The organism is Pseudomonas jessenii, from assembly GCF_002236115.1.
Classification (GTDB): Bacteria; Pseudomonadota; Gammaproteobacteria; order Pseudomonadales; family Pseudomonadaceae; genus Aquipseudomonas; species Aquipseudomonas jessenii.
This window is the reverse complement of sequence record NZ_NIWT01000006.1, coordinates 239216-255008: the sequence shown is the minus strand read 5'-3', so window position 1 is coordinate 255008 and position 15793 is coordinate 239216. Positions and strand designations below refer to the sequence as shown.

Below are 15793 nucleotides of genomic sequence, written 5' to 3'. Positions count from 1 at the left end.
TGTTTACCGGGCATTTCGTCGTTTTTCAGAGAATTCGCCTAATCTTTGGCGCCGCTCAGTCGACATAAATGCAACGCAAAGCCACGTCAGTGGCATTTGCTCCCCCATTTTGTAGAACAGCCCCTCTGCGGTAGCTCACCCATGACCAGAAACATGAAGTTCAGCCACAAGATATTGCTGGCTGCCGCCCTCGTGGTGGCCGTCGCATTCGCTTGTTTCATCCTGTTCAACGACTATCGCCAACGCGAAACCTTGCGCAACAGTACCGAGGCCTCGATGCAGGAACTCGGCAGCCTGACCACCAGCAACATCCAGACCTGGCTGGAAAGCCGCATGCAATTGCTGCAGTCGATGGCCCAACAGATCAACGCCGACGGCAATGCTCCCGCTGGCCTGAAACGAATCATCGACCTGCCCGCCTACACCGGCAACTTCCAGCTGAGTTACTTCGGTGGCGCCGACGGCGTGATGTTCTCGGTCCCGGCGGGCAACCGCGCGGCGGACTACGATCCGCGCGCCCGTGGCTGGTACAAGGCGGCCAATAGTGCGCAACAGACCATCGTCACCGAACCCTACATCGCCGCCTCCTCCGGCAAGCTGGTGATCACAGTCGCCACCCCGGTGCAGCACCTGGGCCAGATGATCGGTGTCGCCGGCGCCGACATCGACCTGTCCAGCGTCAGCGCGATCATCAACTCGCTGAACTTCGGCGGTCACGGCCATGCGTTCATCGTCGGTGCCGACGGCAAGATCCTGATTCACCCGGACAGTAAGCTGGTGCTCAAGAACCTGACCGAGGCCTACCCCAACGGCGCGCCGAAAGTCAGCCCGGGCATGAAGGAAGTCGAGATCGACGGCAAGCGTCAGTTCATCTCTTTCACCCACGTCAACGGCGTGCCATCGGCGGACTGGTACGTAGCGCTGGTGCTCGACCAGGAAACCGCGTTCTCGATGCTCAGCGAATTCCGCACCTCGGCGATCATCGCCATGGTCATTGCGGTGGTGATCATCATCGCCCTGCTGGGCATGCTGATCAGCCTGTTGATGCAACCGTTGCTGACCATGGGGCGCGCCATGCATGACATCGCCGAAGGCGAAGGTGACTTGACCAAACGCCTGACCATTCACGGCCACGACGAATTCGGCGCGCTGGGGCTGTCGTTCAACCGTTTCGTCGAGCGCATCCATACCTCGATCATCGAAGTATCCTCGGCCACCGGCCAGGTCAACGAAGTGGCGCTGCGGGTAGTCGCCGCCTCGAACTCGTCGATGTTCAATTCCGACCAGCAAGCCTCGCGCACCAGCAGCGTGGCCGCTGCGATCAACCAGCTCGGTGCCGCCGCCCAGGAAATCGCCCAGAACGCCGCCCTCGCCTCGCAACATTCCAGCGATGCCCGCAGCCTGGCCGAAGACGGTCAACAGGTGGTGGATAAAACCATCGCGGCGATGCAGCAACTGTCGGCCAAGATCAGCGACTCGTGCGGCAACATCGAGACCCTCAACAGCAACACGGTCAACATCGGGCAAATCCTGGAAGTGATCACCAGCATCTCCCAGCAGACCAACTTGCTGGCACTCAACGCCGCCATTGAAGCGGCCCGCGCTGGCGAGGCCGGCCGTGGTTTTGCCGTGGTGGCCGATGAGGTGCGCAACCTCGCTCACCGCACCCAGGACTCGGCGCAGCAAGTGCAGACGATGATCGAAGAGCTGCAAGTCGGTGCCCGGGCAGCGGTGGGCATCATGACCGACAGCCAGCGCCAGAGCGAAAGCAGCGTCGGCATCGCCAACCAGGCGGGCGAACGCCTGGGCAGCGTGACCCAGCGCATCGGGGAGATCGATGGCATGAACCAGTCGGTGGCCACCGCGACCGAGGAACAGACCGCCGTGGTGGAGTCGATCAACGTCGACATCACCGAAATCAACACGCTGAACCAGGAAGGCGTGGAGAACCTGCAGTCGACCTTGCGTGCGTGTGCCGATCTTGAACAGCAGGCGGCGCGGTTGAAGCAGCTGGTGGGTAGTTTCAGGATCTAAGGCGTAGCCACTGGCCTCATCGCGAGCAAGCTCGCTCCCACAGGGATCTTTGTCGCACTGGAGATCTACTGTGGGAGCGAGCTTGCTCGCGATGGCGGCATCAGCAACAAAAAACTAGAACCTGGAGCCCGGCTTTGAGAGAAACGCCAACTCCTCAGCCGTCGACTCCCGCCCCAACACCGCATTGCGATGGGGAAACCGCCCAAACTGCGCAATCACCCTCTGATGCCGCTCGGCATAATCGAGGTAATCGGCAAACAGCGTTCGGTCACCTTCAGGCTGCTGCGCCACCAGTTCGATATAGCGCGAGACACCTTCGTTCTGCACCGCGAGGTTTTCGCTGTGCTCGAACACCAGATAGATGAACACCCGCTGAATCGGCTGCAACTGGCGATCGAAATCCGCCGCAATACCTTGGGCTACCAATTTCTGTGCCCGGGAATCGCCGGAGAATGCTTTGGGAGTGTCGCGAAAGATCATTCGCGGGATTTGATCGAGCAACAGCACCAAGGCCAGCCAACCTTCGGGACATTGCATCCACTCGGTCAAACCGCCGGCCAGTGCCTGCTCGGCCTGGCCCCCGAAACGCTCACGCGCTTCGAGGTCCTGGCTGTCGCGCTTGCCAAACCACAACTTGCCCTTCTGCGCCGCCACTTCCTTCGCTGACCCGAAACTTCCGAACCACCAATCAAGCAACGGCTGCCAGGGCGCGGTCATGGTTTATTCCTTGTGGTAAGCCGTAACGCGGGCAACTTCTTCTTTCGAACCGAGGAACACCGCAACACGCTGGTGCAGGCCTTCCGGCTGGATGTCGAGGATGCGCTGGTGGCCGTCGGTGGACGCGCCGCCTGCCTGTTCCACCAGGAACGACATCGGGTTGGCTTCGTACATCAGGCGCAGTTTGCCCGGCTTCGACGGCTCGCGGCTGTCGCGTGGGTACATGAACAGACCGCCACGGGTCAGGATGCGGTGCACGTCAGCCACCATCGCGGCAACCCAACGCATGTTGTAATTCTTTTTCAGCGGGCCTTCATCGCCGGCCAGCAATTCGCTGACGTAGCGCTGTACCGGTGCTTCCCAGTGACGCTGGTTGGAAGCGTTGATGGCGAATTCCTGGGTGGCTTCAGGAATGGTGATGTTTTCGTGAGTCAGTACGAAGCTGCCCATTTCACGGTCCAGGGTGAAGCCTTTCACGCCGTCGCCCAGGGTCAGGATCAGCATGGTCTGCGGGCCGTAGATCGCATAACCGGCGGCCACTTGCTGGGTGCCTGGCTGCAGGAAAGCCTTTTCATTCAAGGGCTCGTTCTGGCTCAGGTATTCGTTCGGGCAACGCAGTACCGAGAAGATGGTGCCGACCGGGGCGTTGATGTCGATGTTCGACGAACCGTCCAGCGGGTCGAATACCAGCAGGTACGCGCCTTTCGGGTATTTGCCCGGGATCTGGTAGGCGTTGTCCATTTCTTCGGACGCCATGCCGGCCAGGTGACCGCCCCATTCGTTGGCTTCGAGCAGGATCTCGTTGGAGATCACGTCGAGCTTTTTCTGCACTTCGCCCTGGACGTTTTCAGTGCCCATGCTGCCCAGAACGCCACCCAGGGCGCCTTTGGACACGGCGTGGTTGATCTCCTTGCAGGCACGCGCCACCACTTCGATCAGGAAGCGCAGATCGGCAGGAGTGTTGTTGCTGCGGGTCTGCTCAATCAAATAGCGACTCAAGGTAACGCGGGACATGGAAGGCTCCGGTGGAATGGGGGGGCTAAAAACCCGCGCAGTTTAACGCGAGTCGGGGCGCATTTCCTCCTATCAGACGTGATCGGCCAAAGAGAGTTCATGTGCGGGGATGAGCGTAGTAGGAAATGGACTGGATGTGAGCCTGGAAACTGCGGTCATTTCGGTATTTTTCAGTGACTGAACGAACGCTTTCGCGAGCAGGCTCGCTCCCACAGGGGTACGCGTTCCAACTGTGGGAGCGAGCCTGCTCGCGATTGGGTGCGTAGCGCCCATTGTCAGGATTTGACAGAGGGTTTGCGCAGCAGACTGAACGCCATCGCCGCCAGGAACAGGACACTGAGCAACAACACCGCCCACAAGCCGAACTTCTTCCACTGGGTGTCCGTCGTCGCCAGCGTTTTCTCTGTCGATGCATTCGAGACCACCGCCCCGACATCCACAATGGCCCTGCCCAAGGTCGCGAGCTTCGCCGGGCTGTAATCCGGAATCAGCGTCGACAGCGGCAAGTTCGCCGCCTTCGCCGTCGAATTCCCCACGACCAGCGTGTAAGGCCCAGGCCCGCGCGCCAGGAACACCAGTTGTGTGGCACGCACGGCATACTTCAGCGTCGGCGCCCGATCACCCAGGCCGCCACCGCGTTCGTCCACGGTCAGCTTCAATTGCTGGACGATTTGCCCGGACAACTGCAATTCGTTTTGCACCACATCCTGACCGTTCTGGGCCAGGCGATAGAGCAAACCGCTGCCCAACGACTGCCATGGCAGACTGCTGTCGCGACGGCCGGCCAGGCTCACTGGCGCCAGGCTGTTGGGCTGGCTCAACTCGACCTGCACCCGCTCGACATTCAGCCCCATCGGCAACTGCCAGGTGTATTCACCCGCCTTCACGCTGCTGCCGGTCAACCCTTGGGACCAGACCAACGGCAGCGGCAGGCTGCGGGTACTGGCGCTCTGTAGTTGCGCCGAAGTCAGTGTCGGTGCCGAATGCGGCGTGATCCACAGTAACCGCAGGTAGCGTGCCGACTGGCCCGGCAGGTTGACTTCATGCTGTTCGACCCGCTCGTCGGAAAAGGTCAGGCGCGCCACCTGCCCTTCGCCCCAGGACTGCCAATGCTGCAAATCGTTGCTGGCTTCGATGGTGAAACGCTGGAAGCCGTCGCGCTCGCTGCTCCAGTCCAGAACCAGCTGCTGCAACGGCGCCTTGATAGCCGAAGCGTCGAGCAACCAGCCGCGCAGCTCTTCCTCACCCGCCTCCAGCTGACTGGAGGGCTGCACCTCGACCAAAGTGCCGTTGGTGCTCGATTGCACCCGCACGCTCGGCGCGGTTTCAGTGGCGTCCACCGAGTTGTACAGCGGAAACCATTTCACCTCGGTCAAGGTGCGCGCTTCATTGCTCCGCGCCGATTCCCGGGCCAAGGCATAAGCCTGAACTTCGCCCGCCGCATTGAACACACGCACATCGCTCAGGTCGGCCTGCCGTGCGTTCAGTTGTACGTTCAGGGGCAGCTCAAGGCGATACCAGGGCCCTTCGCCCGTCACCGACAAAGGCACTTGGGTGGTGAAGTCCGCCGGTTTTTCCTGGGCAACCGCCGACAACACTACGCCCATGGCAACAGCGCCCAACCAGCCCAGGTTCAGCTTCTGACTCAAGACGACACTCCTTCGGATTCCGGGACCGGTTTCTCGATATCCGGCACAGCTTCGGCACGCTTGGGCGGCAGCGGGGCGAAATAGCCCACCACCAGCAGCAACACGCCGACACCGATAAACGACACGATCCGCGCCAGCCCGCCGCGATTACTCAATTCGACAAAGAACAGCTTAGCCACGACCACACCTATCAAGGCGGCGCCGATCAACCAGACTTCGCGGTGGCGACGCAAATGGCCACCGATCATCAGGCTCAGGGCCATCAAGGTCCAGACGATGGATAACCCGGCTTGCACCCGCATCGACGCCAGCAACAGATCCAGCTCGAACGGCACCCCGCTCCAATGGTGCGCCGTACGCATTACCAATGCCGTAAAGAACACGAACAGCGAGGCACCTGCGACCCCTTGCGTGGCGATGGCGGCGTAATCCTTGTACAGCGCCAGTTGTGTCATGGCGCTGCGGGACCAGACATAGATGCCGAACAGCGCGAACAACAGGCCCAGCTCCAGCGGGTTGATCAATGGCACGTAGGGCAGTGGCTCGGCGTTGCCGTCACTGGCGACATTCGCCAGCCAGAACCAGCCGAGCATCAGCAACGCCAGCGGCGCGGCGGCGTATACACGGTATTCCCTCGAGTACGCCGCCACCGGCCACGGCCACGCGCGAGGCGCCGCCATCAGAACCAGATACAGACTTGGCAGAATCGCCCAACCCAACCAGCGCCAAGCGTTGTATTGCTCGGACAACACCAGCAAGCCATAACGCAGCTCCAGCGCCAGCACCCCCATCAACAGCCAACAGCCGAGCACATGGGCGACACTCGTCACGCGTGCTGGCAGCATGGGCGCCAGGCGTCGCAGGGACATGAAATGCACCACGAACACGGCGGCCCACGCCAGCCAGCCGACGTTGGCCGCCGGGTGGTAACGCGAGTGCCAGGCTGCCAGCAGCACCAGCGCCGCCGCGGGAATCAACACCGTACCGAGCACCCCCAGTGACGGCCATTTCAGGCGCAGCGCCAACACCGTCCACAGCGCAACACTCACAGCTGCGATGCTTAACAACAAAGTCGCCTGCATCGGCAGCGACGCAAAATGCAGCACTTCGATGACCCAGGCCAATGCCCACCAGCCCGCGCCCCACACCAGCAACGCCTGGGACAATCGCAACAGGCTCAGCCCTTCGAATGCTTCGGGCGAATGCCCCATCTGCAAACGCCATGCCCCGACCATCGCTGCCAGCCCCAACACCAGCGGCGCCCAGAATCCAGCATGAGCCAAGGGACTCAGCCCTTCACTGAACAGCGGCCCCGTCGCCAGGAACAGTGCACCACCCAACAGTTGCACAGCGAGCGCGGTGAATACGAATGTGCGCGATGGCAGGCGCAAGCCAACCAACAACGTCAACGCCCCGGCCAAGGCCCAACTGATCACCGTGCCGTGGCTGAAGAAAAACAACGGCGCCAGCAAATAGAGAAACGCCAGCCCGAGGCACGCCAGGACTGGCAGACCTTTTAGCTCCCAAGGCCTGATCTGCTCCGGCAAGGCTTTACGCAACTGGTAGAAGCTGAACAACAACGCAACGCCCAATAACAGCGCGCCTAGCGGTACACCACCAAGCAAGCTGCTCTCGCTGGTGTGCAACTCGCTGAGAAACACCAGCGCCGAGCCCAGTTGCAAGAGCAAGGCAAACGCCCGGGCCAGGGGCCTTTGCTGGCGAAGGCCGAGCCAGAAGATCCCCGCGCCCTCCACCGCCCACGCCGCGGTCGTCCAGCGTGCATCGAGCCCCAGCGGAATCGCCAGGCTGGTGAAGATCACGCCCAAGGCCAGGCAGGTTTCCCCCAGTAACAGCGTGCGCCCGGCCATCAGCCAACGGGCAAGTCCCATGTAAATCATGCCCAGCGCCAATGCACTGAACGCCGCAGCGAACTCCAGATGCTGCACCAGTGCGAACTGCAAGCCGAAACCCACCAGCGGCGGACCGAACAGCAGCGTGCCGTCGACGTAGTCGCCCTTGCGCGCCGACCATTGCAGCAGCGATTCGCGACTGCTCTCTGCCGGTGCATCACTCATTTCCAGCAGCCTGCGCCGGGCGAACAGCAGACCAATGGCCAGGTACATCAGGAAAAACAAAATCAGAAACGGCTCGGTGCTCCACAACTGCTCCGGCGAGTAGGAACGCAGGCCCCAGGCGAAACCGATGCCGAAGGTGCCGCTGAACCCGATGACATTCAACAGCCGCCAGGCCTTGAACCAGGCGATGGCGAAGATGCCGGCGTTGAGCAGGGCAAAGTAGCTGAACAGCGCGACGTGGCTGCCGGCGCCGGTGGAGGCCAGCAGCGGCGCGGCGAATCCGCCCAGTGCGGCAGCGGCGGCCAACCCCAGGGAGTCCTGGGTAATGGCGAGAATCGCCGAACAGACTGTCACCGCCACCAGCAGGCCAAACCCCGCTGTGGGATCGAGCAGCGGATGCAGGCGCATCGCGGCAAACACCGTCAGGTACAACACGGCGATCCCGGCCCCTTGCAGGATCAACGCATAACTGCTGTTGCGCGCCCGCAACCACCAGCCCAGCCCGAGCAACCCCAAGGCTGCCGCCGCAACGCCTGCGTACCGCAACTCAACCGGCACCACCACGCCTTCGGTGGCATAGCGCAGCAAAAAGGCCAGGCCGAGGAACAACAGCACCACGCCGACCCGCAACACGGTATTGCCGCCGAACAACCAGGCTCGGGCACGGCTGATGGCGCGATCGATAAGGTTCGGGCCGCGCGGAGGGACAGGTGGTTGTGCCTGGCGAGCGATCGGCTCGGGCTTCCAGGCATCGGCGGGCTGCGAACGGTTGGTTTCGGTGGCCGCTGCGGCGATCGGCTCGAGTTCGGGCGGCAGCTCCCAGACCAACTCCGGGGCTGCGGCAGGCGCTTCATCGAGGATGGTTTCAGGTGAGACAAGTGGCTCGCGGGTTTCCGGCGCCTTGACGCCCGATGCTTCGAGCAGCGCCAGCCGTTGCTCGACCGCCTGCAGCGCTACCTGCGCCTGTTCCAGCAAACGCTGCTGCTCGACTGCCTGCGAGTCCATGCGAGCCATGCGAAGGGTCTGGCCGATACCCAATCCGAACAACGCGCCCAGCAGCGCATCGCTGAATGACTCGTCGAGTATCCAGCCGAGCACCAGCCCTATCAGCATGAACATCCATTGCATGGTCGATATCCCTAAGCGGCCCCATCATGAGGCAAGTCCAAGCGGTACAGTGTCTGATCAGTCTAGTGCGAAAACACCACAACCCCCTGTAGGAGCGAGCTTGCTCGCGATGAGGCCATAACATTCAGCATTAATGTTGAATGTCAGTGCGCTATCGCGAGCAAGCTCGCTCCCACAAGGAATTGTGGTGTGTTCAGAATCTGATCAACCCTGCCGCCCGGTAATCCAGCGCCTAGTATATCGACCCAGCCCGTCAACAACCGGGCCTTGCTCGCAGTTCTGGCTGAAAACTACTCCAGTGCCTTCCAGATTTCCGTGGCGTACTCGCGAATGGTCCGGTCCGACGAGAACCAGCCCATCCGCGCCGTGTTCAACACCGCCGAGCGCCACCACTCCTTCGAATCGTGCCAATGGGCTTCGACGCGCATCTGGGCGTGCCAGTAGGAATCGAAGTCGGCGCAGACCAGGAAGCGGTCGTAGTCCACCAGCGAATCGATCAATCCGGCGTAACGGGACGGATCGTCCGGCGAGAACACCCCACCACGAATCGCTTGCAGCACATCGTTCAGACGATGGGACGCGGTGATATCCGGCACCGCGCTGAACTCATGATTCTGTTTGCGCGCCTCCACCTGCTGCGCGCTGAGACCAAAGATAAACATGTGCTCGGTGCCGATGCGCTCGCTCATTTCCACGTTGGCCCCATCCAGGGTGCCGATAGTCAGCGCGCCGTTCAGGCCGAATTTCATGTTGCTGGTGCCAGAGGCTTCGAACCCGGCGGTGGAGATCTGCTCGGACAAATCCGCCGCCGGAATGATGCTCTCCGCCAGGCTGACGTTGTAGTTGGGCAGGAACACCACTTTGAGCAAGCCGCGCACGGTCGGGTCGTTGTTCACCACCCGGGCGATGTCGTTGGTCAGCTTGATGATCAGTTTGGCCTGGTGATAGCTCGCGGCTGCCTTGCCGGCGAAGATTTTCACCCGTGGCACCCAGTCGATTTCAGGCTCCGCGCGAATCGCCTGGTACAACGCCACGGTGTGCATCAGGTTGAGCAACTGGCGTTTGTACTCGTGGATTCGCTTGACCTGCACGTCGAACATCGCCGCCGGGTTGACCGCCACGCCCAGTCGCTCATGAATCAGGTACGCCAGGGCTTTCTTGCTGTGCAGGCGTTGCTCGGCAAACGCCTTGCGGAATGCACTTTTCTCGGCGAACGGTTCAAGGGCGAGCAAACGCTCTTCCGGGTTGTCCAGCACCTCGGGGCCAAGGGCATCGACCAGCATCGAGGTCAGCTCGGGGTTGGCCTGATACAACCAGCGGCGGAAGGTGATGCCGTTGGTTTTGTTGTTGATCCGCTCCGGGTAGAGCTTGTGCAGTTCGGAGAACACCGTTTGACGCATCAGCTGCGTATGTAGCCCGGACACACCGTTGATGCTGTGGGAACCGAGAAACGCCAGGTTGCCCATGCGCACCCGGCGACCGTTGTCTTCCTCGATCAGCGACACCGCGCGCAGTACGTCGAAGTCGTGAATGCCTTTGGCCCGCAGGGAGTCGATGTGGTGGGCGTTGATCAGGTAAATGATCTGCATGTGCCGCGGCAACATGCGTTCCATCAAGCCGACCGGCCAGGTTTCCAGCGCTTCGGGCAGCAATGTGTGGTTGGTGTAGGACAGCGTATCGACGGTGACCTGCCACGCGGCATCCCACGCCACGTCATACACGTCGACCAGTTGCCGCATCAGTTCAGCCACGGCAATCGAGGGGTGAGTGTCGTTGAGCTGGATAGAGGCGTGATCGCCCAGGGTCAGCACCGAGGTGTGCATGTTGCGATGGCGGCGCAGCAGATCCTGCAACGAGGCGGCGACGAAGAAGTACTCCTGGCGCAGGCGCAACTCCTGGCCGGCCTCGGTGCTGTCCGCCGGGTACAGCACCCGGGAGATGCTTTCGGCCCTGGCCACTTCAGCCACGGCGCCCAGGTGGTCACCGGCGTTGAAACGCTCCAGGTGCAGATCTTCCATGGCCCGGGCACGCCACAGGCGCAGCGTGTTGACGCTCGCCCCACGCCAGCCGACCACCGGCGTGTCGTAGGCAATCGCTCGCACGGTTTCCGCCGGGGACCAGACTTGTCGGGATTTGCCGGTGTCGTCGGTCAGGGTCTCGACACTGCCGCCGAAACCGATGGTGTAAGCCACTTCCGGCCGCTCGAACTCCCACGGGTTGCCGAAATCCAGCCAGTGTTCGGTCTGCTCCTGCTGCCAGCCATCGACAATCGCCTGGCGGAACAACCCGTGCTCATAGCGGATGCCGTAGCCATGACCGGCGATGCCGAGGGTCGACATGCTTTCCAGGAAACACGCCGCCAGACGCCCGAGGCCGCCGTTGCCCAGGGCCGCATCGGGCTCCAGCGTGCGGATGCGCTCAAGGTCGACGCCGAGTTCGGTCAGGGCTTCGCGGGCCACGTCGAGCAGGCCGAGATTGCTCAGGCTGTCGAACAACAGCCGACCGATGAGAAATTCCAGGGAGAGGTAATAGACGCGCTTCTGACCTTTGCGGTAGATCTGCCGCGTGTGGTCCATCCAGTGCTCGACCATGTGATCCCGCGCGGCCAGGGCAATGGCTTCGAACCAGTCGTGGTCGAAGGCGTGATCCGGGTCTTTACCCACTGCATAAGTGAGTTTGGTCAAGACGGCGTCGCGGAATGCGGCCACCTCTGCTTCGCGAACAAGTGGTTCTTGAGTCATCGATAGGACCTCGAGCGAGCTTGGAGTTGTCTGAGCCTAGACGGTCTGACAGGCGGTAGAGGCTCTGGTTCGGCAGTTTTTCCTGTAAGGGCGAATCGGGTCGGCAATACATTGTCGTGTACCTGATTCAATGCAGGGGCCGTGCCGGATTAGCGGTTTATTGGTCGGCCGTGAAAAAATCTGGCGAAAGGTTGTTCAAAAATCCACCACTCCCGGTATGATCGCGCGCCCTGATGCACACGCTGGTAACAAACGATGATGAAGCCGAACCTGATCGCTGCCGCAGAGATCGACCGCCTCGATACCTGGGCCAAGTACTCTGCCCCGATGTGCGGCTCGTGCATGTCCAGCTGCTGCACCCTGCCCGTCGAGGTCAAGATCAAGGATCTGATCCGCATCGGCGTGGTCGATGAGTTCGAGCTGGGTGATCCGCCGAAGAACATCGCCAAGCGCCTGCAAAAGGAAGGCTTGGTCGAACGCTTCAATCAGAAGTCAGGAATCTTTACCCTCCAGCGCATGAGCAACAACGATTGCCTGTACCTGGATCGTAAGAGCCGTCTGTGCACTATTTATGATAAGCGCCCGGATACTTGCCGCAATCACCCGAAAATCGGCCCGCGGCCGGGGTATTGCGCGTACAAGCCAAAAGAAGTGGAGCGCGAGCGGAGTTCGCGGAGTATCGAGCGGTTCTGATACTTCCTGAAATTTGCGGCGGCTGATCGGCCGCCATCGCGAGCAAGCTCGCTCCCACAGTGTTCGAGGTGAACCACAAATTGTGTGAACACCACAGACCCCCTGTGGGAGCGAGCTTGCTCGCGATGAGGCCCGAACAAACACCGCATAAATCCCAGACAAACAAAAACGCCCCCGGTCTCTCGACCGGGGGCGTTTTCGTTCAGCCAGGGCTAAATCTTATGCCTTGGCTTTCTTGGCAGCGCGGGTACGCTCGCTTTCGTCCAGGATCTTCTTGCGAAGACGGATGGACTTAGGAGTTACTTCACACAGCTCGTCGTCCTGGATGAATTCCAGAGCCTGTTCCAGGGTGAAGCGAACAGGTGGAACCAGAGCGATGGTTTCGTCTTTACCCGAAGCACGCATGTTGTCGAGCTTCTTGCCCTTGGTAGGGTTAACGCCCAGGTCGTTGTCACGGCTGTTCAGACCAACGATCTGACCGTTGTAGATTTCCTGACCGTGTTCTACGAACAGCTTGCCACGCGCCTGCAGTGTTTCCAGGGAGTAGGTCAGTGCCTTGCCGGTTTCAACCGAAACCAGAACGCCGTTCTGACGGCCGGACATGTCGCCGGACTTCATCACGTCGTAACGGTCGAAGATCGAGGTCAGGATGCCAGCACCGTTGGTCAGGGTCAGGAACTGGTTACGGAAACCGATCAGACCGCGAGCAGGGATGTTGTATTCCAGACGTACACGGCCCTTGCCATCCGGCACCATGTTGGTCAGGTCGCCCTTACGCAGGCCCATCTCTTCCATCACCTTGCCCTGGGATTCTTCCGGCAGGTCGATGGTGACGTTTTCGAACGGTTCGTGCTTCACGCCGTCAACCAGACGGATGATCACTTCCGGACGGCCTACAGCCATTTCGAAGCCTTCGCGACGCATGGTTTCGATCAGTACCGAGAGGTGCAGTTCGCCACGGCCGGAAACCTTGAACTTGTCAGCCGAGTCGCCTTCTTCAACGCGCAGTGCAACGTTGTACAGCAGCTCTTTGTCCAGACGTTCCTTGATGTTACGGGAAGTCACGAACTTGCCTTCTTTACCGCAGAATGGCGAGTCGTTTACCTGGAAGGTCATGGAAACGGTTGGCTCGTCGACGGTCAGCGGCTTCATCGCTTCGACCGTGTCCGGGTGGCACAGGGTGTCGGAGATGAACAGCGAGTCCATACCGCTGATGCACACGATATCGCCTGCTGCAGCTTCTTCAACGTCGATGCGGTGCAGACCGTGGTGACCCATCAGCTTCAGGATACGACCGTTACGCTTCTTGCCGTCGGCACCGATAGCCACAACCGGGGTGTTCGGCTTGACGCGACCACGAGCGATACGGCCAACACCGATAACACCCAGGAAGCTGTTGTAGTCCAGTGCGGAGATCTGCATCTGGAACGGACCTTCACGGTCAACAGCCGGCGCCGGTACGTTGTCGACGATCGACTGGTACAGCGGGGTCATGTCTTCAGCCATTTCGGTGTGGTCCAGACCGGCAATACCGTTCAGGGCCGAGGCGTAGACGACTTTGAAGTCCAGCTGTTCTTCGGTGGCACCCAGGTTGTCGAACAGGTCGAAGATCTGGTCCAGAACCCAGTCCGGACGCGCGCCTGGACGGTCAACCTTGTTGATGCACACGATCGGACGCAGGCCGGCTTCGAAAGCCTTCTTGGTCACGAAACGGGTTTGCGGCATAGGGCCGTCTTGAGCGTCAACCAGCAGCAGAACGGAGTCGACCATCGACATTACGCGTTCAACTTCGCCGCCGAAGTCGGCGTGGCCCGGGGTGTCCACGATGTTGATGTGGTAGCCGTTCCAGTTGATGGCGGTGTTTTTCGCCAGAATGGTAATACCGCGCTCTTTCTCCTGGTCGTTGGAGTCCATCACGCGCTCGTCGTTGAGCTCGTTGCGCTCCAGGGTGCCGGATTGACGCAGGAGTTTGTCTACCAGGGTGGTCTTACCATGGTCAACGTGGGCAATGATGGCGATGTTGCGTAGATTTTCGATCACTTGTGTATCTCGATCAGAGGATTCGGTGTGCTGACAAGTCTTGGCAGCGATTAACAGTAGCGTCCGTGAAAGCCGTTACAGCTTGACGGTGGCATCGGGGGGCCGGTGACGCAGGCCACAGGCAAACAGCCCCGGGCACTTAGCTCGGTCGATAAACGCGCACATTGGCATGCCCCTCACTGAGCAAATGGTGGGCATGCAGGCGACTCATCACGCCTTTGTCGCAATACAGCAGGTACTGGCGAGTAGGGTCCAGTTCCTTGAAACGAGCGTTCACTGCATAAAACGGCATCGTTTGTACCTCGATGCCAGCGAGGTCCAGCGGGTCGTCTTCAGCGGCATCCGGGTGACGGATGTCGATGACGATCTGACCGGCCAGCGCTTCGCTGACTTCTTCAATCTGCAAGTCCTGGCCCAATTCATCGATCACGCGATCGATCGGCACCAGCTTGGCGTTTTCGAGCGCACGCTCGAGTACCGCCATATCGAATTCTTTCTCTTCATGCTCGACGCGATAGCGCTTGGCCGCGGTCTTCGGATTGACCGAGATGACGCCGCAGTATTCCGGCATGTGCCGGGCGAAATCGGCGGTGCCGATTTCGATTGCCGTGTCGATAATGTCCTGCTTGTGACTGGCGATCAGCGGGCGCAGTACCAGCTTTTCGGTCACGCAGTCGATCACTGACAGGTTCGGCAGCGTCTGGCTCGACACCTGGGAGATCGCCTCACCGGTGACCAGTGCGTCGATGTGCAGTCGATCGGCAATTTGGGAGGAAGCGCGCAACATCATACGCTTCAATACTACGCCCATATGACTGTTATCGACTTTGCCGAGAATTTCGCCCAGCACTTCTTCGAACGGCACACTGACAAATAGCACGCGCTGGGAGCTGCCGTACTTCTTCCAGATGAAATGCGCGACTTCCATGACGCCCAGTTCGTGGGCACGTCCGCCCAGATTGAAGAAGCAGAAATGCGCCATCAGGCCGCGGCGCATGATCTGGTAGGCCGCCACGGTGGAGTCGAAGCCACCGGACATCAGCACCAGGGTCTGCTCCAGCGCGCCCAGCGGATATCCGCCGATGCCGTTGTGCTGGCTGTGGATCACGAACAACCGTTGGTCGCGAACTTCGATCCGGACTTCGATTTCCGGCGCTTTCAGGTCGATCCCGGCTGCGCCGCACTCGCGACGCAGCTTGCTGCCGACGTATTTTTCGACGTCCATCGAGCTGAACGTGTGCTTGCCCGCACGCTTGCAGCGCACCGAGAAAATTTTCCCGGCCAGCGCATCGCCGTAGTGCTGCCTGCACTTTTCGGTGATGTCGTCGAAGTCGCCCAGCGGGTACTCGTCGATCTGCAGAAAGTGCGCGATGCCCGGCATGCAGGTCAGGCGCTCACCCATCTCTTTCAAGGCTTTCGGGTCGGTAACACGGGTTTCCAGCTCGAGATTGTCCCACACGCCGTTCACCACCACGACCGGGTCCAGATCACGGAGCACGGCGCGGATGTTTTTGGCCAACTGGCGGATAAATTTCGTCCGGACAGGTCGACTCTTGATGGTGATCTCGGGGAAGACTTTTACGATTAATTTCATGGAAACAGCGCGCGCATGGCCTGCCGAAAAAGGGGGGCGCGGATTATAGCGGAAATTGCTCAAGGTTTAACCAGTTAATGTGCAGAAGGTTTTGCATGCACCAAAACA

9 protein-coding genes and 1 pseudogene are annotated in these 15793 nt (G+C 60.6%); 3 read left to right on the top strand and 7 right to left on the bottom strand.

All coding sequences use genetic code 11. From position 1 onward, the window contains the following. Nucleotides 1-141: 141 nt before the first annotated feature. A pseudogene (locus tag PSJE_RS32250) lies at nucleotides 142-1176 on the top strand (HAMP domain-containing protein); the annotation flags it as partial. A 93-nt stretch (nucleotides 1177-1269) separates the two neighbouring features. Continuing rightward, nucleotides 1270-2034, top strand: a complete 765-nt coding sequence (locus PSJE_RS32245; RefSeq protein WP_371318464.1) for a methyl-accepting chemotaxis protein — start codon at nucleotides 1270-1272, stop codon at nucleotides 2032-2034. 114 nt (nucleotides 2035-2148) lie between these two features. Here PSJE_RS32245 and PSJE_RS21290 read toward each other — a convergent pair whose 3' ends face one another. The 5 genes from PSJE_RS21290 to PSJE_RS21270 form a co-directional block, all read right to left on the bottom strand. Next, entirely contained in the window at nucleotides 2149-2751 is a 603-nt protein-coding gene (locus tag PSJE_RS21290; RefSeq protein ID WP_057712395.1) for a DUF924 family protein, read from the bottom strand. A 3-nt stretch (nucleotides 2752-2754) separates the two neighbouring features. Beyond that, nucleotides 2755-3765, bottom strand: coding sequence for a class 1 fructose-bisphosphatase (locus tag PSJE_RS21285; RefSeq protein WP_007975526.1), 1011 nt, complete (start codon nucleotides 3763-3765; stop codon nucleotides 2755-2757). 275 nt (nucleotides 3766-4040) lie between these two features. Further along, on the bottom strand, nucleotides 4041-5414 hold the full coding sequence (locus PSJE_RS21280; RefSeq protein ID WP_090452620.1) for a DUF3999 domain-containing protein: 1374 nt from the start codon (nucleotides 5412-5414) through the stop codon (nucleotides 4041-4043). Then, on the bottom strand, nucleotides 5411-8617 hold the full coding sequence (locus PSJE_RS21275) for a DUF2339 domain-containing protein (RefSeq protein ID WP_090452618.1): 3207 nt from the start codon (nucleotides 8615-8617) through the stop codon (nucleotides 5411-5413). Before PSJE_RS21275 ends, PSJE_RS21280 begins: the two co-directional genes overlap by 4 nt. 290 nt (nucleotides 8618-8907) lie before the next feature. Continuing rightward, nucleotides 8908-11358 carry a glycogen/starch/alpha-glucan phosphorylase gene (locus tag PSJE_RS21270; RefSeq protein ID WP_090452615.1) on the bottom strand — a complete coding sequence of 817 codons (2451 nt, stop codon included), beginning with the start codon at nucleotides 11356-11358 and terminating at the stop codon, nucleotides 8908-8910. 255 nt (nucleotides 11359-11613) lie between these two features. Here PSJE_RS21270 and PSJE_RS21265 point away from each other — a divergent pair, with 255 nt between their 5' ends. Beyond that, complete coding sequence (locus PSJE_RS21265) at nucleotides 11614-12051, top strand: YkgJ family cysteine cluster protein (protein WP_090452613.1); 438 nt, start codon at nucleotides 11614-11616, stop codon at nucleotides 12049-12051. Nucleotides 12052-12270: 219 nt separating this feature from the next. Here the strand turns inward: PSJE_RS21265 and typA are convergent, their stop codons facing one another. Then, nucleotides 12271-14091: a translational GTPase TypA gene (gene typA, locus PSJE_RS21260; protein ID WP_057712399.1), complete on the bottom strand. Its 1821-nt coding sequence runs from the start codon at nucleotides 14089-14091 to the stop codon at nucleotides 12271-12273. A 139-nt stretch (nucleotides 14092-14230) separates the two neighbouring features. Beyond that, nucleotides 14231-15685, bottom strand: a complete 1455-nt coding sequence (gene thiI, locus PSJE_RS21255) for a tRNA uracil 4-sulfurtransferase ThiI (RefSeq protein WP_090452611.1) — start codon at nucleotides 15683-15685, stop codon at nucleotides 14231-14233. Nucleotides 15686-15793: the final 108 nt, after the last annotated feature.

Excerpts from the sequence above, each read along its gene's own strand:
- thiI (WP_090452611.1), bottom strand. The coding sequence starts at position 15,685 with ATGAAATTAATCGTAAAAGTCTTCCCCGAGATCACCATCAAGAGTCGA.
- PSJE_RS21285 (WP_007975526.1), bottom strand. The coding sequence starts at position 3,765 with ATGTCCCGCGTTACCTTGAGTCGCTATTTGATTGAGCAGACCCGCAGC.
- PSJE_RS32245 (WP_371318464.1), top strand. The coding sequence starts at position 1,270 with ATGTTCAATTCCGACCAGCAAGCCTCGCGCACCAGCAGCGTGGCCGCT.
- PSJE_RS21270 (WP_090452615.1), bottom strand. The coding sequence starts at position 11,358 with ATGACTCAAGAACCACTTGTTCGCGAAGCAGAGGTGGCCGCATTCCGC.
- PSJE_RS21275 (WP_090452618.1), bottom strand. The coding sequence starts at position 8,617 with ATGCAATGGATGTTCATGCTGATAGGGCTGGTGCTCGGCTGGATACTC.
- PSJE_RS21265 (WP_090452613.1), top strand. The coding sequence starts at position 11,614 with ATGATGAAGCCGAACCTGATCGCTGCCGCAGAGATCGACCGCCTCGAT.
- PSJE_RS21290 (WP_057712395.1), bottom strand. The coding sequence starts at position 2,751 with ATGACCGCGCCCTGGCAGCCGTTGCTTGATTGGTGGTTCGGAAGTTTC.